General features: G+C 64.4%; 20 protein-coding genes and 1 tRNA gene. 9 read left to right on the top strand and 12 right to left on the bottom strand.

Translation table 11 applies throughout. The annotated features are described in order from the left end of the window. Positions 1 to 158: 158 nt before the first annotated feature. The gene (locus AC0L3A_RS21545) at positions 159 to 1,025 is read left to right on the top strand and encodes an isocitrate lyase/PEP mutase family protein (RefSeq protein ID WP_473255153.1); all 867 of its coding nucleotides are present in this window, start codon (positions 159 to 161) and stop codon (positions 1,023 to 1,025) included. Further along, complete coding sequence (locus AC0L3A_RS21550; RefSeq protein ID WP_007603158.1) at positions 1,022 to 1,321, top strand: acylphosphatase; 300 nt, start codon at positions 1,022 to 1,024, stop codon at positions 1,319 to 1,321. Before AC0L3A_RS21545 ends, AC0L3A_RS21550 begins: the two co-directional genes overlap by 4 nt. An 8-nt stretch (positions 1,322 to 1,329) precedes the next feature. Here AC0L3A_RS21550 and AC0L3A_RS21555 read toward each other — a convergent pair whose 3' ends face one another. Beyond that, positions 1,330 to 2,850 carry a PAS domain-containing sensor histidine kinase gene (locus AC0L3A_RS21555; RefSeq protein ID WP_219683997.1) on the bottom strand — a complete coding sequence of 507 codons (1,521 nt, stop codon included), beginning with the start codon at positions 2,848 to 2,850 and terminating at the stop codon, positions 1,330 to 1,332. 147 nt (positions 2,851 to 2,997) lie between these two features. Continuing rightward, positions 2,998 to 3,852 (bottom strand): LysR family transcriptional regulator, encoded by an 855-nt coding sequence (locus AC0L3A_RS21560; protein ID WP_007603162.1) that lies wholly within the window; start codon positions 3,850 to 3,852, stop codon positions 2,998 to 3,000. A 112-nt stretch (positions 3,853 to 3,964) separates the two neighbouring features. On the opposite strand from AC0L3A_RS21560, the gene AC0L3A_RS21565 reads away from it, so the two are divergent. Continuing rightward, a complete protein-coding gene (locus tag AC0L3A_RS21565; protein WP_007603164.1) occupies positions 3,965 to 4,387 on the top strand; it encodes a tautomerase family protein in 423 nt (140 codons plus the stop codon). Positions 4,388 to 4,445: 58 nt separating this feature from the next. On the opposite strand, the gene AC0L3A_RS21570 is transcribed toward AC0L3A_RS21565, so the two are convergent. Together AC0L3A_RS21570 and lipB are read right to left on the bottom strand one after the other, a co-directional pair. After that, positions 4,446 to 5,159 (bottom strand): DNA helicase, encoded by a 714-nt coding sequence (locus tag AC0L3A_RS21570; protein WP_007603166.1) that lies wholly within the window; start codon positions 5,157 to 5,159, stop codon positions 4,446 to 4,448. 183 nt (positions 5,160 to 5,342) lie between these two features. After that, a complete protein-coding gene (lipB, locus tag AC0L3A_RS21575; RefSeq protein WP_473255156.1) occupies positions 5,343 to 6,092 on the bottom strand; it encodes a lipoyl(octanoyl) transferase LipB in 750 nt (249 codons plus the stop codon). A gap of 80 nt (positions 6,093 to 6,172) precedes the next feature. Here lipB and AC0L3A_RS21580 point away from each other — a divergent pair, with 80 nt between their 5' ends. Together AC0L3A_RS21580 and AC0L3A_RS21585 are read left to right on the top strand one after the other, a co-directional pair. Continuing rightward, complete coding sequence (locus AC0L3A_RS21580) at positions 6,173 to 6,415, top strand: FliM/FliN family flagellar motor switch protein (RefSeq protein WP_007603171.1); 243 nt, start codon at positions 6,173 to 6,175, stop codon at positions 6,413 to 6,415. A gap of 185 nt (positions 6,416 to 6,600) precedes the next feature. After that, positions 6,601 to 6,685: transfer RNA gene (locus AC0L3A_RS21585), tRNA-Leu, on the top strand. A gap of 153 nt (positions 6,686 to 6,838) precedes the next feature. Here AC0L3A_RS21585 and AC0L3A_RS21590 read toward each other — a convergent pair. Continuing rightward, positions 6,839 to 7,660: a DUF2182 domain-containing protein gene (locus tag AC0L3A_RS21590; RefSeq protein WP_035994739.1), complete on the bottom strand. Its 822-nt coding sequence runs from the start codon at positions 7,658 to 7,660 to the stop codon at positions 6,839 to 6,841. 64 nt (positions 7,661 to 7,724) lie between these two features. Beyond that, positions 7,725 to 8,354, bottom strand: a complete 630-nt coding sequence (locus AC0L3A_RS21595) for a DUF1326 domain-containing protein (protein ID WP_007603175.1) — start codon at positions 8,352 to 8,354, stop codon at positions 7,725 to 7,727. 257 nt (positions 8,355 to 8,611) lie between these two features. Between AC0L3A_RS21595 and AC0L3A_RS21600 the strand changes: the two genes are divergently transcribed. Further along, positions 8,612 to 9,220 carry a cysteine hydrolase family protein gene (locus AC0L3A_RS21600; RefSeq protein ID WP_007603178.1) on the top strand — a complete coding sequence of 203 codons (609 nt, stop codon included), beginning with the start codon at positions 8,612 to 8,614 and terminating at the stop codon, positions 9,218 to 9,220. Between the two features lie 12 nt (positions 9,221 to 9,232). Here the strand turns inward: AC0L3A_RS21600 and AC0L3A_RS21605 are convergent, their stop codons facing one another. The 5 genes from AC0L3A_RS21605 to AC0L3A_RS21625 all read right to left on the bottom strand — a co-directional run bounded on the left by AC0L3A_RS21605 (position 9,233) and on the right by AC0L3A_RS21625 (position 14,077). Next, positions 9,233 to 10,393: a DUF305 domain-containing protein gene (locus AC0L3A_RS21605; RefSeq protein WP_473255157.1), complete on the bottom strand. Its 1,161-nt coding sequence runs from the start codon at positions 10,391 to 10,393 to the stop codon at positions 9,233 to 9,235. Then, positions 10,390 to 10,569 carry a CsbD family protein gene (locus AC0L3A_RS21610; protein WP_007603181.1) on the bottom strand — a complete coding sequence of 60 codons (180 nt, stop codon included), beginning with the start codon at positions 10,567 to 10,569 and terminating at the stop codon, positions 10,390 to 10,392. The genes AC0L3A_RS21605 and AC0L3A_RS21610 overlap by 4 nt, the downstream gene beginning before the upstream one ends. Positions 10,570 to 10,714: 145 nt before the next feature. Next, positions 10,715 to 12,319, bottom strand: coding sequence for an alpha-amylase family glycosyl hydrolase (locus AC0L3A_RS21615; RefSeq protein WP_473255158.1), 1,605 nt, complete (start codon positions 12,317 to 12,319; stop codon positions 10,715 to 10,717). A 27-nt stretch (positions 12,320 to 12,346) separates the two neighbouring features. After that, positions 12,347 to 12,889 carry a hypothetical protein gene (locus AC0L3A_RS21620; RefSeq protein ID WP_473255159.1) on the bottom strand — a complete coding sequence of 181 codons (543 nt, stop codon included), beginning with the start codon at positions 12,887 to 12,889 and terminating at the stop codon, positions 12,347 to 12,349. A gap of 12 nt (positions 12,890 to 12,901) precedes the next feature. Then, positions 12,902 to 14,077: a zinc-dependent alcohol dehydrogenase gene (locus AC0L3A_RS21625; RefSeq protein ID WP_219683989.1), complete on the bottom strand. Its 1,176-nt coding sequence runs from the start codon at positions 14,075 to 14,077 to the stop codon at positions 12,902 to 12,904. A 201-nt stretch (positions 14,078 to 14,278) separates the two neighbouring features. On the opposite strand from AC0L3A_RS21625, the gene AC0L3A_RS21630 reads away from it, so the two are divergent. After that, positions 14,279 to 15,061, top strand: a complete 783-nt coding sequence (locus AC0L3A_RS21630; protein ID WP_007603189.1) for an SDR family NAD(P)-dependent oxidoreductase — start codon at positions 14,279 to 14,281, stop codon at positions 15,059 to 15,061. Positions 15,062 to 15,407: 346 nt separating this feature from the next. On the opposite strand, the gene AC0L3A_RS21635 is transcribed toward AC0L3A_RS21630, so the two are convergent. Beyond that, the gene (locus tag AC0L3A_RS21635) at positions 15,408 to 15,812 is read right to left on the bottom strand and encodes a response regulator (protein WP_007603192.1); all 405 of its coding nucleotides are present in this window, start codon (positions 15,810 to 15,812) and stop codon (positions 15,408 to 15,410) included. Between the two features lie 82 nt (positions 15,813 to 15,894). Between AC0L3A_RS21635 and AC0L3A_RS21640 the strand changes: the two genes are divergently transcribed. Together AC0L3A_RS21640 and AC0L3A_RS21645 are read left to right on the top strand one after the other, a co-directional pair. Beyond that, positions 15,895 to 16,902: a chemotaxis protein CheB gene (locus tag AC0L3A_RS21640; RefSeq protein ID WP_473255160.1), complete on the top strand. Its 1,008-nt coding sequence runs from the start codon at positions 15,895 to 15,897 to the stop codon at positions 16,900 to 16,902. A gap of 7 nt (positions 16,903 to 16,909) precedes the next feature. Then, positions 16,910 to 17,176, top strand: coding sequence for a hypothetical protein (locus AC0L3A_RS21645; protein WP_007603196.1), 267 nt, complete (start codon positions 16,910 to 16,912; stop codon positions 17,174 to 17,176). The last annotated feature ends 12 nt before the right edge of the window (positions 17,177 to 17,188 follow it).

The raw sequence follows: 17,188 nt of genomic DNA on the forward strand, positions 1-17,188 counted from the left end.
TGGGTGGGGGGCTCCTCGGGGGGGGGCCCACTTCCCTGCTCATTGCCGCGCCCCCTAAACAAACCCTCCCTGCCTCCGCGGAAAGATTCTGGATTGCTTCGCTGCGCTCGCAATGACGGTGTATGTTGCGGCTGCGTCGCAACAGTTGAGAGGGCACCATGACCTTTCGTTCCCGCCGCGAAAAACTGCGATCGATCCTGTCGGGCGGGACGTGCGTCCATCCCGGCTCGGTCTACGACGCCATCTCGATCCGCATCGCCGAGGATCTCGGTTTCCCGCTCGGCATGTTCGGCGGCTCGGTGGCTTCGCTCGCGGTGCTCGGCGACCCCGACATCACGCTGATCACGCTCACCGAGCTTGCCGAGCAGATGCGGCGGATGTCGCGTGCGGCAGCACTTCCGGTGCTGGTCGATGCCGATCACGGCTATGGCAACGCGCTCAACGTGCGCCGCACGGTGCAGGAGCTGGAAACGGCGGGCGCCGCCGGCCTCACCATCGAGGACACGCTGCTGCCGGCTGGCTTCGGCGAAGCGAAGACGCAGCTGATCTCGCTGGAGGAGGGCGTCGGCAAGATGAAGGCGGCACTCGACGGCCGCGGCGATCCTTCGCTCGTCATCATGGGGCGCACCGGTGCGGCCTCGGTCACCTCGATCGAGGATGCGATCCGCCGCGCCAGGGCCTATGAGGCCACCGGCGTCGACGCGCTGTTCTTCACCGGCATCAAGTCGCGCGCCGAGCTCGAGGCCATCGCATCTGCGACGCGCCTGCCGATCGTGCTCGGCGGCGCGCCGGAGGAGTTGAACGTGCTCGAATACCTCGCTGGCCAGCGCGTGCGCATCGCGCTTCAGGGCCACGCGCCGATCGCGGCCGCAACGCAGGCCGTCTACGAGACGCAGAAGGCGCTGCGCGACGGCACTGCGCCGAAGAATCTCAAAGGGCTCCCGTCATCGGACTTGACCAGCCGCGTCACGCGCGAGGCCGAGGTCAAGGCGCGCAGCGCCCTTGTCCTCGGACTGAAACAATGAGCCGGGCGATCCTCCAGGTCATGATCCGCGGCCGCGTGCAGGGCGTCGGCTACCGGGCCTGGCTCGAATATCAGGCGACGACGTGCGGCCTCGAAGGCTGGGTCCGCAACCGCCGTGACGGCAGCGTCGAAGCGCTGTTCGCGGGGCCGCCGAAGCACGTCGCCGACATGGTGGCGCTGTGCCGCCACGGCCCGCCGTCCTCGCGCGTCGACAGTGTCACCAGCGAGACGGCCGATGTCGATGAGCTAAACTTGCGCCGGGCAGGGGAGGCGTTTTCGGTGTTGCCGACGGTGTAGCTGGAGAATTACCGCGGCAGCTTGGCGATCGCTTCGCTCAATTCGTGGATCTCGTAGGGCTTGCGCAGGATCGGGAAATCGCCGCGCACGCCGGCGGCGACTTCGCTGTAGCCGGTGGCGAGCAGGATCGGCAGGCCGGGGCGGATCTGGCGGAGGTGATGGGCGAGGCTGAGTCCGTCCATCTTGCCGGGCATGACGATATCCGAGAACACGAAGTCGACGCCGTTCTTCTCTATCTCGCTCAAAGCGGCTTCGGCGTCCGCGACCCGGCGCACCTGATAGCCGAGCTGCTCCAGAAGACCGATGCTGACGGCGGCGACGTCCGGATTGTCCTCGACTAGCAGCACCGTGCCGCTGCCTTGGAACGCCGGTTCTCCCGCCGCCTCGCGCGACGGTTCGTCTTCTCCGCGCGGCAGGAGAATGGTGAAGGTCGTGCCCTTGCCGAGCGCGCTCGCGACCCGCACCGTGCCGCCGGCCTGATGGGCGAAGCCGTGCACCTGCGAGAGACCGAGGCCGGTGCCCTTTCCGATCGGCTTGGTTGTGAAGAACGGCTCGAAGATCTTGTCGAGAACGTCGGAGGGAATGCCGAGGCCGGTATCGCTGACGTCGATCGCGATGAATTGGCCCACGAGGGGGTCCTCGTCGAGCACGAGATTGCGCGCTGCGATCGTCACCGTGCCTCCGTCGGGCATCGCGTCGCGGGCATTGATGACGAGGTTGAGCAGCGCGGTCTCGAGCTCGGAAACGTCGGTCCTGATCGGCCAGACGTCGCCGCGGACGTCGAAGGCCAGGCGCACGGAGCTGCCGACGCCGGCATCGAGCACCTCGCGGATCGCCGCGATGCGGTCGGCGAAGTCGATCGCCTGCGGATTGACGCTCTGCCGCCGTGCGAAGGTGAGGAGCTGGTTGGTCAGCGCCGCGCCGCGCCTGGTGGCGGTCTCGATCGCCGAGATCGCGCGCTGCAGCTTGGCTTCGTCGTTGGCCCCTCGCTTCAGCATGTGCAGGCTGCCGCTGATGATCATCAGGAGGTTGTTGAAGTCGTGGGCGACCCCGCCGGTGAGCTGACCGAGCGCATCGAATTTCTGGGATTCGGCGAGCTGCTTCTGCATCGCCTCGAGCTTGAGCTGGGTGTTGCGGCGCTCGGTGATGTCGCGCGTGATCTTGGCGAAGCCGACCAGCTCGCCGGCCTCGTAGATTGGATCGATCACGACGCTCGCCCAGAAGAAGGTGCCATCCTTGCGGACGCGCCAGCCTTCCTCCTCATAGCGGCCCTTTTCCCGCGCGATGCCGAGCGCACGGGCGGGCTTGCCGTTGGCGCGGTCGGTCTCGGTGTAGAAACGGGAAAAGTGCTGGCCGAGGATCTCCCCAGGCGAATAGCCCTTGATGCGCTCGCCACCGATGTTCCAGCTGGTGATTCTCCCGGTGGGATCCAGCATGTAGAGCGCGTAGTCCGCAACTCCTTCAACTAACAGGCGGAAACTGCGTTCGCTTTCGAACAAGTCCCTCTGCTGACTAGACTTCTCGACCATTCCCGGACCCTGCCTCAACGGGGGCAAACGCAGCACGTGGCGGATTGTTCCCGGAGGTTGAAACATTTTTAGGCAACATTGCGAGCCCGTATGCAGGACGCAAACCAGCAGACGCTCGCAGCGTTAGAGGCGATCTTGTAAACGGGGTCAGACCGCCGCCACGCTCCGAAACGTCGCCGCCACCGCGCGCAATGCCGCGAGCTTGGCGGGATCGCTGACCTTCGAATGGAGCATCACCTTCGAGCTGCCGAGTTTTGGCAGCTTGTTGGCGAGGCCGACATCGACCAATCCGGGAGGGGCGATCCGCCGCGCCAGCGGTGCGATTGCAAGTCCGGCAAGTGCGGCCGCGACCACTGCCGTGACGCCGCCGCCGACAAAACGCTCGCGCCAAGCGAGGCCGGCCTTGTCGAGCGCGCGTACGGCGATGGCGCGGACCCCGCAGGGCGGAGCGAGCGTCGCGAGCGGCAAAGGCTGCCCCTTTGGCACGGTGAAGCGTCTCGATGCGAACCAGCCGAATTCGTCCTCGGCCAGCTTCTCTCCGCCGCGTCGGCTGCCTTCCTGGCGCACGATCACCGCATCCAGTTGGCCAGCATCATAGGCCTCCTGCATCTCGCGCGAGAAGCCGATGGTGACGGCGAGCGTGAGGTTCGACGACATCGCATGCAGGCGTTCAAGCAGCGGTACCAGCTCCGGCCCCGCAGCATGGTCGGAGATGCCGAGCGAGAGCGACTGCGCGACTGAGGCCTCGCCCGATAGCGCGCGATCATGCGCCGCGATCAGCGCGCGGGCGCGATCGAGGAACGTCGCGCCGTCTGCCGTGAGCCGGACCGCGCGTGGCGAGCGCTCGACGAGACGTTTTCCCAGCAGTGTCTCCAGCCGCTGCAGCTTGAGGCTGACGGCCGCCTGAGTCGTGCCAAGCGCTTCGGCGGTCCGCGTAAAACTCTGGAGGTCGGCGACCAGCAGGAAGGCCTGGACGGTGGCGATGTCGAGCGTTGCTGTCATTATGATATCTTATCACTGGTATCAACAGAGATAAAATACCAAAATGTCGATGGCGGGTCTAGCTTCTCCCCAACGCCGCGCAACACCTGCGCGACATCCGAGGAGAACGACCATGCCGCTGATCACCGTGTCCTACACCACCTCCCGCCAGTCGCCCTCGCTGAAGGCCGACATCGCGAGCGCCGTATCCGAGCTCACCGCAAAAATCCTGCACAAGGATCCTGAGGTCACCGCCATCATCGTGAAGTCGGTGGAGGCGGGCGACTGGTTCGCCGGCGGCAAGTCGCTCGCGGAGCAAAAGCTCGCGAGCTACTGGATCGACATCCACGTCAGCGAAGGCACCAACACCAAGGACGAGAAGGCCGCCTATCTCGCCGCGATGTTCCAGCGCATGGCCGGGATCCTGGGCCCGCTGCATCACGAGACCTATCTGCATGTCGACGAGGTCAAGGGCGACGCCTATGGCTTTGGCGGCCTGACCCAGGAGCGGCGCTACATCGCCGGCAAGCTCGAGGTCTCGCCGGAGAAGGCATGAGGAGCGAGGCCGCGGGTGAACAACCGCACCCGCGGCCTCAACCGGCTGCCAGGGATCGTCAGCTCGCTATGCGAAACTGAACTTCGTCCTTGTTCAGGAAACAGGTCTTGTCGAACAGCTTCAAATCGAGTGGGTTCGGCAGCCTGACATCGTCCAGGTCAGGGCAGGATTTGAGCGAGGGATCATAGGAACGGTCGATCTGCGAGATGAAGACGACGATCAATCCCTTGTCGCGCGCGAATGATTTCAACGCGCGCACCTGAACGGTGAGGTCGGGATTTTCCCGCCGCTGATCGAGCAGTTGCAGATAGTCGATCACCACGACCGTGCCGCGCGGTGCTGCGGCCATCTGCTTGACGACGTAATCGGCACTGATGACGTCGGAGCAATCGACCTCGAAGAGTTTTTCGAATTGCGCTGGATCCGCGCCGATCGCCCGAAAACGATCCAGAACGTCTTTCTCGGTGTATTCGAGCGAGAAGAACGCGGCGCGGTGGCCCGACCGCATCGCCTCCACGGCAAGCCCGAGGCTCATCAGGGTCTTGCCCTGGCCGGGGCGCGCGCCGACCAGCACCAGGTCACCCGGTTGGAATTGCGGGAAAAGCCTGTTGGCCGGCGTCGCTGCGGCAGCTTTCGCCGCGAGCATGCTCCAGGCGGAAAATCCTTCCGTCGCGGCGATACGGTCGAGCGCATCGTGCAGCGGAATGCCTTCCCCGCGGGACAGGCGCTTCGCTCTTCGCTTCAGATGATAGATGGGTGCAGACAGTCTCATCGCTAAACCTCCCATTGCGAGCTGAAACGCAACCCCTCCTTATGCCTGGCGCTCGAACAGTCGGTCCGATGATCAATTCGCCCGGTATGAAATGTACTTTCCCGGCGGAGGGGGGAGGCGTGGGCGACACCGGAATCGAGCGTAGCTGATTCCGGGTTTGCGGAGAATGAGAGAGACCAGAAGTTAGGCCGCCGCTTCCGGCACAAGCGCCCGGGTCGGCCCGAACAGCTCCTCGAAGGCCTGCCGGAGCGCGACGTCGACATCGGCCATCGTCACGAGCTGGCCGAGATCGACCAGCGAGGTGACGCCGTAGCGGGGATCGGCGACGCCGCAGGGCACGATGCCGGCGAAATGCGACAGCTCCGGCTCGACATTGATGGCGATGCCGTGGAACGAGACCCAGCGCTTCAGCCGGACGCCGATGGCCGCGATCTTGTCCTCGTGCTCGGGTCCCTTGTCGGGCCGCTTCACCCAGACGCCGACCCGGTCCTCGCGCCGCTCGCCACGGACGTTGAACGCGGCGAGCGTCCGCAGAATCAGCTCTTCCAGGCTCGCGACATAGGCCCGCACGTCCGGCCGGCGGCGCTTCAGGTCGAGCATGACATAGGCCACGCGCTGGCCGGGCCCGTGATAGGTGAGCTGACCGCCGCGCCCGGTGGCAAAGGTCGGGAATCGGGCATCGAGCAGGTCGGTGGCCTTGCCCGAGGTGCCGGAGGTGTAGAGCGGGGGGTGCTCCAGCAGCCAGACCAGCTCCGGGGCTTCACCGGCCGCGATCGCCGTGACGCGCGCCTCCATGTCAGCCACGGCCTCCGGATAGGTCACGGGCGCGTCCGAAATCCGCCACTCCACGGGCTCGCCGGAGGAGGCGGAAAACGACGTCAAATCGAGCTCTTGACGCTGGTTTTGGCGGGGGTTTCGAGGTGAATTAACCATTGGCTAACCATAACCAGGTGATGATCGCAGGCGCAAATTCCAAGTCCCTAGTCCTAGTCCCAAGTTGCGGTGGTCCTGAAGTGCCTACTCTCGACAAAGTCACCGTGGATCTGATGGTCGTCCTCGGGACGACCACCATGCCGATCCATCAGGTATTACGTCTTTCCCGCGGCGCCATCATCGAGCTGGACGCAACCGAGGCCGACGAGGTCAAGGTTTTGGCCAATAATCTGCCGGTCGCCTCCGGCGTCGTGCTGGTCGACCGCAACCGCATCGCGGTCGAGGTCAAGCAGATGCTGCCACGTATCCCGGGCACGCGGTAGCGGCCTGGGCACGCAGTAGCGGCCCGAGCAGGCGGAAAAGGCCGATCCCGGCGCAACGAGCCGGAACTTTCCTGCAAAGCTTGTGGAATTCGGGGCCTTTGGAGGCTTGTACCCCTCTGACGGATTTGTTAGATCGGCGCCGTTGATCCGGTTGGCCTTCAAGCCTCAAGCCGGCATCCCCAAAAGCGCTCGTGGCGGAATTGGTAGACGCGCTGCCTTGAGGTGGCAGTGAGTAAAATCGTGGGGGTTCGAGTCCCTCCGAGCGCACCAAGCAAACAGACACGCGAAGGATCTTTTCGCGATCTTCAGTGCCCGCCCGGTTCGCGCTGCGAAGCCTGGAATGGGGTCTCCAGAAGTCTCCGATTTTTGATCTCCCGGCCGAGGGTTCGCTCCGTCGGCGTGGTCCTCGTTCGCGACCCGTCATCACTGCGGCAAGGTCAGCAGGAGCCACGTGCCCGCGGCCACACAGGCGATGCCGGCAGCGCGCGCGATCCAGCGTCCGACCGGCGTGACTTTCTCCAAAAGTACAAGCAACGACAAAAGCGCGATCCAGAGTACGTTCATCACGCCGCCCACGAACAACAGCGCCATCAAAACCCAGCAGCAGCCGACACAATAACCGCCATGCCGAAAACCAAGCAGCACGCATCCTCGCAGCTCGCTGCGAAAGCCGCCGTGGCGCATCAGGAATAGAAACGGCGACTGGCATTGGGCGAGACAGACGTCTTTGAGCCGCGTCCATTGATAGATGCCCGCCGCGATCAGCACGATGGCGCCAAGCACGTTGCTCGCGATCGCCATCCGGGAATTCAGCAGGGCGGCCCGCTCGATCGCCCATTGGAGCAAGGTGGCTGCCAGCGAAAAGCCGCACCAGGCGAAAAGATAACCGGCGGCAAACCAGCCGGTCGCGGCGAATGGCTTGCCTTGCGCTTTGCCCTGTCGGCCTACGCGGGCGTACATCAGGATCATGGGCGCGGCCGAGGGAGCCATCATTCCGATCATCATCACCGCCCACATCAGGAACACATAGGCGAACTCGATCGTTCGCCACGGCGCGTTGGCCGGCAGCATGATTCCGGTCCCGGCCGGGATCATCCGGAACTCGGTCATGTCCATGCCGCCCATGTCCATGTCGTTGGCGAGCCAGAGCACATAGCTCCATGCCAGCGCGACAATGACGCCGATCGCGCCGCCGACGATCCAGCGATCGCGCCGCAGCACGGCTTCCATGGGGCTGTCCGTCATTTGCGATCGATGTTGTGCGATCGATGTCGCCGGCCGCCGATGCAGGCCGGTATCGGGAGTTACATCACACCTGGTTCGACCAGCGGATCGGCGCATAGAGGCCGTTTCTGCCGGAATTATCCCAGCGCATGCCATGATCGCTGAAGGTATTGCCGGCGGCGCCAACGGCCATTACCATTGCGTCGGGGCTGACCGGATGGCCGATGTTCGTCCACATCTCGCCGCTCGGATGCATGGTCGGTAGCGGATTGACCGACATGTGCAGGATGCCGGGGATTTCCGCGGACCGCGTCTTGCCGTCGATCCGGAACGTGATCGGGACCTTGCGCACCCCGAGGTTCTTGCTGATCAGCGGCGCGAACGCAGCCATGGGACCGCCGGCGCCGCCGGTGAAGATTGCAGCCAAGGCCTCGGTCTGGTCATCGTTGGCGCGCTGATCGATATAGGCGGCGACCGACCAGTCTCCGTCCGCCATCACCCCAGGTGCGTGGAGGATGACGAGCACATTCAGCTCATCGAGCGCGATATCGCCATAGCGGCCGGTCTCGATGTGGAAGATCAGCGGTACGTTGCAGAAGCCCTCAGTCGGTCGCGCGGTCAACGGGGGCGCCGCCGACACCAGGCAGGGACACACGATGCTGCAACTGCAATTCTCGAAATAGTCACCGGAAAGGTGCCATGGGACATCCGCCATTGCTGTCTCCCGCTTGGCCGAACCCGATAGATGCTTTCGAATGAGCTACGTAGAGTTGAAAATTACGCTTGGTTGGGAAGCGGCGCAAGCCGATTCCACCGACGCCGGGCTTCTCTGGATTGGTCTGCGTCGGCAAGCACTTCCTCCGGAGCGGATGACCGGGGAACGATGGCCGTCGGAATCGCATTGCAGTCGGTGAGCTCGCTGCGGAAATGCCGGCTCCCGGCGCGCGGCCATGTTCCTGACGGTGAAAGACGATGAGAGACAGCGCGTCGGAAGTGACCGACATCAGCGACGCCGTTCACTTGTGCATCGACATGCAGAACATTTTCGCTCCCGGCGGTCTCTGGGAGACGCCATGGATGGCGAGAGTGTTGCCGACGATCGCCTCGATCGTTTCGCGCCATCAGGCCAGAACGATCTTCACGCGATTCATCACGCCCGAGGACCCGGAAGATCGGCCCGGACAGTGGCAGCGCTATTTTCGTCGCTGGCGCGAAGCGACCCGCAAACATCTGCCGCCATCCGGTCTCGAACTCGTGCCGGCCCTGAGCCGCTTCGTTCCGCCGGCTGTCGTCATCGACAAGCCGGCCTATTCGGCATTCAGCAATCCCGGCCTCGCGAGCCTGCTCGTCGAGAAGAACGTCGGCACAGTCGTGATCACGGGCGCAGAGACTGACGTCTGCGTGCTCTCGACGGTCCTGAGCGCCGTCGATCTCGGCTTTCGGGTCGTCATCATCGAGGATGCGCTGTGCAGCTCGTCCGACGTCGGCCATGATGCGCTCATGACGATGTACCGCACCCGCTTTCACGGCCAGGTCGATCTGATGACCGCCGAGGAATTGGCGGAGTTCTGGCGCGAGTAGGGGACGATCCGCTCAATTGACATTGTCGCCGAGCATATTGTGGAAGGCGGTGGCGACGGCGGCAATGCCGCTGGCGCCGTGCATCAGCGCGATCTCGCCCTGCTGCTCGTGGCGGATGGCGTGGGCCATCACACGCAGGCGCAGATCGCCGCCGCTATGCCACATCTGGTCGGCCATCCTGACCGCGCCGGCGTGATGCTTGCTCATGGTCTCGACGAACAGCGCGTCGAATTGATCCGCCGGCGCGGCCTTGACCTGCCGCATCTCGGCCTGTGTCAGGAAGCCCGGCATGGCGGCACGTTCGTCCGAGCTGCAATCGGGCATCTCGGTGTCGAACCAGCTCAGCCACCACGTTTCGAAAATCCGGTTCTCGCCGGTCTGGCTTGCGACCATCAGCATCGCCAGCTTTCGCAGATGCGGGTCCTGTGCGCGCTCTGCGGCAATCCGCGCCAGCGCGATGCCCTGGGCGTGATGCGCGGTCATGTGACGGATGTAAGTCTGGTCGGCGTCCCTGTCGCGGCCCATCCACGGCGGCTCGTAACCATGGCTGCCGAACAACGCGGCCGCGCCGAGCAGTGCGATCAAAGCCAGCGCGCCGGTGATCCAGGCATTGGTGAAGCGAACATCGCGCGCGGGTGCTGCTCCCCCCGTCCAGCGCAGCCGGGCGAACAGGGGGTACATCACGGCCGAGGAGCTATGGACGAGCAGGCCGATCCAGTAGGGCTGCTGCAGCGTGAACAGCGGCTGCCAGAACGGAAACAGCGGCACCAGCACGAACCATTCCATGCTTGACGAGAACACGGCCCAGGGCAGCGCGAGCAGCAGGATCGTCAGCGGCCGCAATTGGGCGGTCCAGCGCCCGAGCACACCGAAGAACACCAGCGCCCAGGAGAAATCCGCCCATTGGTGGAAGGCGATCCCTGCAAGGATCGCGCTCCACGACGGCTCTGCGCTGATCGCCCAATCGCGTGCGGGGATGGCGGCCACCGTCAGCCAGTCGACGGCGGCATCGCGTCCGATGCGCGCGGCGAAGAGCTGGCTGACGATGGTCGAGAAGGTGCTGCTGATCAGGCCGAGTTCGGCAGCGGCGACCCAGCGCGAGCGTCGCCGTGAGGCGCCTTTATCACCGGTGCGAATTGAATTGGAAATGGTCGACGGCGCGGCGGCGTTCACGTCAGCTGATTGAGTTTCTTCAACGGATTGAGTTCGCTCGGCTTGCTCTGTTCGTCCCGGCCGCGCTCCGCTTGCTCCTTGCCTTCCTCATGGAGATCCTGATCGCCGACGATCTCGCCGACGGCCTGTTTCGCCTTGCCAGCGATCCGCTGACCGAGGCCCTTGGTCTTGCTCATGGTCTGCCTCCAGGCTCACGCCGCCACCCCGGCGCTTGAAGGGGGATGAGCGCCAGGGCCGCGGTTTCGTCTGTTCGGCCTCCGGCAGGGGGGACGTCGGAAGCGTTGAGTGAGACGCTCTGACGCGCTGATGGTTCCTCGGCCGTCATCGTGCGTCGAGTGCAATGATCACGCCTTCATTGCCGCGGAGCAGGATGGAGGCGTCCGGCAACGGCTCGGACGGCAGGTCGAGATGCGTGGATATCAGCAGACGGCCGCGACCTTGCCAGTGCCATTTCCGCGGCTCGGCGGCGATGTTGAGCGCAACCAGAATGTCGTTGCCGCCATGCGTCCGCCTGTAGGCCAGAACGTCGTTCTGCGAGCGTAGTGGCTCGTAGCCGCCGTGAAGCAGGCACGCGTGCTCGCGCCGCAGCGTCATCAGCGCGCGAAACAGCGCCAGGATCGAACGTGGGTCGCGCTGCTGCGTGGCCACGTTGGCCGCGCCGTCGGGCGGCTCGAGCGGCAGCCATGGATCGCCGGTTGTAAAGCCGCCGTTGCTGCTGTCATCCCATCGCATCGGCGCGCGTTCGGGATCGCGGCAAAGGCCATACCCCGGCACGAGCTTCTCGAAGGGATCGTGGACGCGGTCGGGCGGAATGGGAACGCGCTTGCGGCCGATCTCGTCGCCCATGAAGAAGAACGGCGTTCCCCGCAGTGTCATCAACAGCATCGCCAGCACGCGCATTTGCGCGTCGCCGATCGTGCTCGCGATTCGCTGCTTGTCGTGGCCACCGATCACCCAGACCGGCCATGCATGATCCGGGATAGCGTTGAAATACGCGTCGATCGTTGCTTGCAGGGACAGCGCGTCCCATTGCGAGTCCAGCAGCGCGAAATTGAGCGGTAGATGCAGGCGCGGTCGGTCGTTGCCGTAGAAGTGGCCGATGCGGTCGGTCTTGCCCTGGACTTCGCCGCACAACATTCGTCCCGGATACCCGTCGATCACCTCGCGGATGAATTCGATGCAATCCATCGTCTCCGGGCGATCGTCGGTAAAGACGGGCGTCTGGCGCTGCGGCGGCGGCTTGCCTTTCGCTCGCGGGTTATGCGGATTGTCGCGCAGCAGCGCGTCCTTGATCAGGACCGCGCTGGCGTCGACGCGGAAGCCGTCGACGCCGCGATCGAGCCAGAAGCGCATGACATCGGCGATCGCGGCGCGCAGCTGCGGGTTGCGCCAGTTCAGATCGGGCTGCTCGACCAGGAAGGAATGGTAGTAATATTGCCGCCGCGCCTCGCACCATTCCCAGCCGCTGCCGCCGAAGCGGCTCAGCCAATTGTTGGGCGGACCACCGTTCTCGGCCGCGTCGGCCCAGATGTACCAATCGGCCTTCGCGCTGTTCCGTGAGCTGCTGCTCTCGACGAACCACGCGTGATCGTTCGCGGTATGGTTGGGCACGAGATCGAGAATCAGGCGGATCTCCGCCGCGTGCAGGGCCTTGAGCAGGCGGTCGAACGCATCGAGGCTGCCGAACGCAGGGTCGATGGAGCAGTAGTCCGAGATGTCGTAGCCGAGGTCGCGGAACGGGCTCTTGGAGATCGGCGTCAGCCACACCGCGTCGACGCCGAGCCATTTCAGATAGTCGATGCGCGATGTCAGGCCGGCAAGGTCGCCCTTGCCGTCACCGTCCGAGTCCTGGAACGAGATCAGTGCGATTTCGTAGATGACGGCGGATTCCCACCACGCACCTTCGTTACGGGACGCCTCGCTCATTGCCTTACATCACCTCGTCGTGCGTCCTCAGGTCCGCCCCGCCGTGGCGTGCGCTGCGATCCGCTTGGCAGCGGTTCGGGCGCCCTCGATGCCCTTGGGATAGCCGCTGCGGTTCGGATACAGCTTGCGCCCCGCATCGCGCGGTGGCCGCCGCGGCTTGGTGTCTTGCGCGGCGCGGTAGTCGAGCATCGCGATGCCGCCGACCATCAGCAGCGCCAGCGCGATATTGCCCTTTTTGGGATTGTCCGCGGTCAGCCCCGAGAGCAGCGCGGCGGCATCGAAGCCGTCGCCGCCGACGCGGGCCCACAAGCCGGCGTTCTTGTCGACGGAGAGCGACATGATCCCGGCAAGGATCTCCCGCACGCCGAAGGCGCGGACCAGCGTCTCATGGCCTTCCATGCCCAGCGTTTCCGTGACGCGCCGCGGCGCGAAGAATTCGACGACGCCGAGGCCAATGCTGAACCAGCCGAGCGCACGCGCGAGCTGGTCTTCGGTCCGCTTCAGGCTCGGGCCGCCGGCGACGATCTTGGGGTCGCCCTTGGTGCGAACGATGTTGGAGAAATGGAACATGGATATTGCTCCTCAGGGCTTCAGCACGACCTTGACGCAGGAGTCGCGCTTGTCGCGAAACACCTGATACATCTCGGGGCCTTGGCTGAGCGGGACGGTGTGGGTGATGACGAAGGACGGATCGATCTGGCCTTCCTCGATGCGATGGAGCAGGTCGTCGGTCCAGCGGTTGACGTGAGTCTGGCCGGTGCGCATCGTCAGGCCCTTGTTCATGAAGGCGCCCATCGGAAGCATGTCGGAGAATCCGCTGTACACGCCCGGCACCGAAATGATGCCGCCGGGCCGGCACACATAGATCATCTCGCGAAGAACATGCGGCCGGTCGCTCTCCACCATCACCATCTGCTTGGCGCGGTCGAGCAGCGTGTCGGGCAGGGAGGCCATCACATGCGACTCCATCCCGACGCAATCAATACACTTCTCAGGGCCTCTGCCGTCGGTGAGCTCCTCGAGCCGCTCCAGGACGCTTTCGTTTTCGAAGTTGATGGTGGTGGCGCCGCCGGCTTCGGCCATGCTGAGCCGCTCGGGCAGGCAGTCGATCGCGATCACCTGGTTGGCGCCGAGCAGGATGGCGCTGCGGATCGCCATCTGTCCCACGGGCCCGCAGCCCCAGATCGCGACCGTGTCGGTCGGCTCGATGTCGCATTGCACGGCTGCCTGCCAGCCGGTCGGGAAGATGTCGCTGAGAAACAGCAGCTGCTCGTCGGGAATGCCGGCGGGCACCTTGATATGGGTGGCATCGGCGAACGGCACGCGCAGATATTCGGCCTGACCGCCCGGATAGCCGCCGGTCAGATGCGTATAGCCGAACAGGCCGGCGCCCGAATGACCAAACGCCTTTTCCGCGAGATGACTCTTGCGATTGGTGGTTTCGCAGACCGAGAAATTGCCGCGCTTGCACTGGTCGCATTCGCCGCAAATGATGGTGAAGGGAACGACGACGCGGTCGCCCTTCTTCAGCTTGCCGTCGACGCCGGAGCCGACCTCGACCACTTCGCCCATGGTCTCGTGGCCCATGATGTCGCCGGGCAGCATGCCCGGAATGTAATTGTGAAAGAGGTGCAGGTCCGAGCCGCAGATGGCGCAGCTCGTGACTTTGATGATGGCATCACGCGGATCCTGAATCTCAGGATCGGTGACGGTGTCGCAGCGAATGTCTTCCTTGCCGTGCCAAACCAGCGCCTTCATCTCTGTCCTCCCGCGAGCTACGAGGCATCCAAGTCGAACAACGAACGATGGTTGCTATCGCACGTGGAAAATCTTCGCACCGCACAGTCTTCGGCGGGAGGTTTGCTTCGGCGGGAGGTTTGGCCTGGATAGGAACGAGAGGCGGTTGCAGCCATTGGAGCGTCATCAACGTCATCGCGAGAATACGAGAAGGATACGCTCATGCCCGCCAATCAACTTGCCGTCGTCACCGGCGCCTCCACCGGCATCGGCCTGGAACTCGCAAGATGCTGTGCCCAGGCAGGTTTCAACCTTGTCATCGCGGCGGATGAGCCCGAGATCGAGAGGGTGGCCGTCGATCTCCGCAGGCTCGGCGCCAGCGTCGAGCCGGTCGAGGCAGATCTCGCTACCACCGACGGCGTCGACAAGCTCTGCGCCGCGGTCGGCGACCGGCCGATCGACGCGCTGCTGGCCAATGCCGGCGTCGGCCTCGGCAAGGCATTCCTCGATCAGGATTTTGCCAGGATCAAGCACGTCGTCGACACCAACATCACCGGCACGCTGTATCTGATCCATCGCGCCGGCAACGAGATGCTCCGCCGCAATTCGGGCCGTATCCTGATCACCGGCTCGGTTGCCGGATTCACGCCGGGCAGTTTTCAGGCGGTCTACAACGCCAGCAAGGCGTTTCTCGATTCATTCTCTTTCGCGCTCCGCGAGGAGCTGCGCGACAGCGGCGTCACCGTTACCTGTCTGATGCCGGGCGCCACCGAAACGGAGTTCTTCCGCCGCGCCGACATGATGGACACCAAGGTCGGCACCGAGCAGAAGGATAGTGCCTACGACGTCGCGAAGGCCGGCTTCGACGCCATGTTGCGCGGCGAATCCGACATCGTGACGGGAATGAAGAACAAGATCCAGACCACAATCGCCAACGTCACGCCGAACGAGATGTTGGCCAAGCAACATCGCAAGATGGCGGAGCCGGGCACGGCGAAGTCGTAGAACGATGCTCTCGCAATCTCTGCTGGGCGGTGCGGCCGATCCCGCAGACAGACACAAAGGAGCACGCCGATTCACATAGCCTAATGCGCAAAGCTCCCCGAGCCCTCAGACTGGTTCGGCTGGAAAAAGGGGGCTGCGATGCCGATGGATCGCGTCGAACAGGCCTTTGTCGCAACGGCAATCACGGGTTTTCTGGTGATGATGGCGGCGATCGTCTGGATGATGATGGGCTGATACCGGGGAGGGCTGCTGTTTGCGGATCGCATTGCCCTATGCTGCGGTGCTTTTGTGCCTGGCGGTGACCGCTTGGCTCGCTTTCGCGCATCTGTTCTGATCGCCGTCCGGCTCAACCGTTCGGATCGGAGATGAGCGCCGCCAGCCGCTGCGCCATCGCAGGCAGATCGATCGGTTTCTCCAGGATGGGCACGTCGTGGAATTCCGGACTGATCGTGACCTTGTCGTATCCGGTCGTAAAAATGAAAGGTATGTTCCTTGCCTTCAGTTCGCGCGCCACAGGAAAGATCATTTCACTGCGGATGTTCACGTCGAGCACAGCGGCATCCAGGATGCCGCCGTCACGCAGGATACTGAGCGCGTCATCGAGATCACCGACCGGCCCCGCGACCTCTGCACCGAGCGCCTGACATGCCTTGCCGATGTCATCGGCGAGAAAATATTCGTCCTCGACAATGAAGATGCGCCGCCCGCTGAGCGGCGACCGTGGACCTGACGATCCAGCCGAAATCGCCATGGTACCTTCCATCCCTTGCCTTCCATAGGAACATTGGGCGGTGACCCGCCTTGGTATAACGATACAACCGAAAGCGGGTTCCATGAGCAACCGCGACATCATCGTCATAGGTGGCTCGGCCGGCGCGACCGCGCCGCTGAAGCAGATCCTCGGGCGCCTTCCGCCCGATCTGCCCGCAGCGGTGTTCATCGTGCTGCACATCCCGGCGCAGGGCATCGGCATTCTCTCGACGGTCGCCAGCAGCGCTGGCCCGCTGCCGGTCCGGCAGGCCGAAAACGGCATGAAGATCGAGCCCGGCCAGGTCTATCTGGCCGCACCTGACCATCATCTGCTGCTGTCGGAGGATCGCGTGTTCCTCGGGCGCGGTCCGCGCGAGAACATGGTCCGGCCGGCCATCGACGCCCTGTTCCGCTCGGCCGCCATCAACTACGGCCCGCGCGTGATCGGTGTGCTCCTCAGCGGCCTGTTGTCCGACGGTGCGGCCGGTCTCAACGCCATCAAGCGTTGCGGCGGAATCTCGGTGGTTCAGGACCCCTCGGACGCCATCGCCGATGAAATGCCAAGAAGCGCCCTGGAGGCGACCATCATCGATCTTTGCGTCCCTGGCGCCGGCATGGGCGACGTTCTGTCCGATCTCGCCAGGGAGGTTGCGGGTGCCGCGCTGCCGATCCCGCCCGAGATCCGGCTCGAGGTCGAGATCGCGGCGGGCGAACGGATCGGCAGTGACAAGCTCCTCTCGGTGGCTGATCCGGTTGCACTGACCTGTCCGGCCTGCGGAGGCGTGCTGTCCGAGATCAAGGAATCGCACCCGATGCGCTTCCGTTGCCAGGTCGGTCACGCCTTCGCCGCCGACATCCTCGCAAAAGAGCAGGAGGGGCAAGTGGATGAAGCCCTGCGGGTCGCACTGCGCATCATTGAGGAGCGGGCTGAGTTGGTGCAGCGCATGGCCTTGGACGGACGGCGCAACGGCCGGCCTGCGGTTGCCGAGATGTACCAGGCGCGGGCTGCCGAATATCGCGAATATGCCGACATGATCCGGAGGGTCGTGCTAAAGTCGCTCGATCCTCCGGCTCGCAAGCGGGAGGCTTGAGGTCGCCATGACCATTTCCCTCGCCGAATGGACCGAGCAGCTCGATACCGAGCGCCGCCATCTGATCAAGGCCGATCGGGATATCGAGGAGGGTTCGCAGCGCATCCTCGATCAGGAGGCGCGCATCCGCGAACTCAGTGCCGGCGGCCACGACGCGGACCAGGCGGAACGGTTGGTCGAGGCGCTGAAGCAGACCTTGACGGAATGGCTGCGCCATCGTGTCCTGATCGAGCAGCGGATTGCCTATCTTCGGCAGCAAGTCGGCCCGGAGTGATCCGGGGGCGTT

The sequence above is a fragment of the Bradyrhizobium sp. MI1.3 genome, assembly GCF_055811695.1.

Excerpts from the sequence above, each read along its gene's own strand:
- AC0L3A_RS21545 (WP_473255153.1), top strand. The coding sequence starts at position 159 with ATGACCTTTCGTTCCCGCCGCGAAAAACTGCGATCGATCCTGTCGGGC.
- AC0L3A_RS21550 (WP_007603158.1), top strand. The coding sequence starts at position 1,022 with ATGAGCCGGGCGATCCTCCAGGTCATGATCCGCGGCCGCGTGCAGGGC.
- AC0L3A_RS21555 (WP_219683997.1), bottom strand. The coding sequence starts at position 2,850 with ATGGTCGAGAAGTCTAGTCAGCAGAGGGACTTGTTCGAAAGCGAACGC.
- AC0L3A_RS21560 (WP_007603162.1), bottom strand. The coding sequence starts at position 3,852 with ATGACAGCAACGCTCGACATCGCCACCGTCCAGGCCTTCCTGCTGGTC.
- AC0L3A_RS21565 (WP_007603164.1), top strand. The coding sequence starts at position 3,965 with ATGCCGCTGATCACCGTGTCCTACACCACCTCCCGCCAGTCGCCCTCG.
- AC0L3A_RS21570 (WP_007603166.1), bottom strand. The coding sequence starts at position 5,159 with ATGAGACTGTCTGCACCCATCTATCATCTGAAGCGAAGAGCGAAGCGC.
- lipB (WP_473255156.1), bottom strand. The coding sequence starts at position 6,092 with ATGGTTAATTCACCTCGAAACCCCCGCCAAAACCAGCGTCAAGAGCTC.
- AC0L3A_RS21590 (WP_035994739.1), bottom strand. The coding sequence starts at position 7,660 with ATGACGGACAGCCCCATGGAAGCCGTGCTGCGGCGCGATCGCTGGATC.
- AC0L3A_RS21595 (WP_007603175.1), bottom strand. The coding sequence starts at position 8,354 with ATGGCGGATGTCCCATGGCACCTTTCCGGTGACTATTTCGAGAATTGC.
- AC0L3A_RS21600 (WP_007603178.1), top strand. The coding sequence starts at position 8,612 with ATGAGAGACAGCGCGTCGGAAGTGACCGACATCAGCGACGCCGTTCAC.
- AC0L3A_RS21610 (WP_007603181.1), bottom strand. The coding sequence starts at position 10,569 with ATGAGCAAGACCAAGGGCCTCGGTCAGCGGATCGCTGGCAAGGCGAAA.
- AC0L3A_RS21615 (WP_473255158.1), bottom strand. The coding sequence starts at position 12,319 with ATGAGCGAGGCGTCCCGTAACGAAGGTGCGTGGTGGGAATCCGCCGTC.
- AC0L3A_RS21620 (WP_473255159.1), bottom strand. The coding sequence starts at position 12,889 with ATGTTCCATTTCTCCAACATCGTTCGCACCAAGGGCGACCCCAAGATC.
- AC0L3A_RS21625 (WP_219683989.1), bottom strand. The coding sequence starts at position 14,077 with ATGAAGGCGCTGGTTTGGCACGGCAAGGAAGACATTCGCTGCGACACC.
- AC0L3A_RS21630 (WP_007603189.1), top strand. The coding sequence starts at position 14,279 with ATGCCCGCCAATCAACTTGCCGTCGTCACCGGCGCCTCCACCGGCATC.
- AC0L3A_RS21635 (WP_007603192.1), bottom strand. The coding sequence starts at position 15,812 with ATGGCGATTTCGGCTGGATCGTCAGGTCCACGGTCGCCGCTCAGCGGG.
- AC0L3A_RS21640 (WP_473255160.1), top strand. The coding sequence starts at position 15,895 with ATGAGCAACCGCGACATCATCGTCATAGGTGGCTCGGCCGGCGCGACC.
- AC0L3A_RS21645 (WP_007603196.1), top strand. The coding sequence starts at position 16,910 with ATGACCATTTCCCTCGCCGAATGGACCGAGCAGCTCGATACCGAGCGC.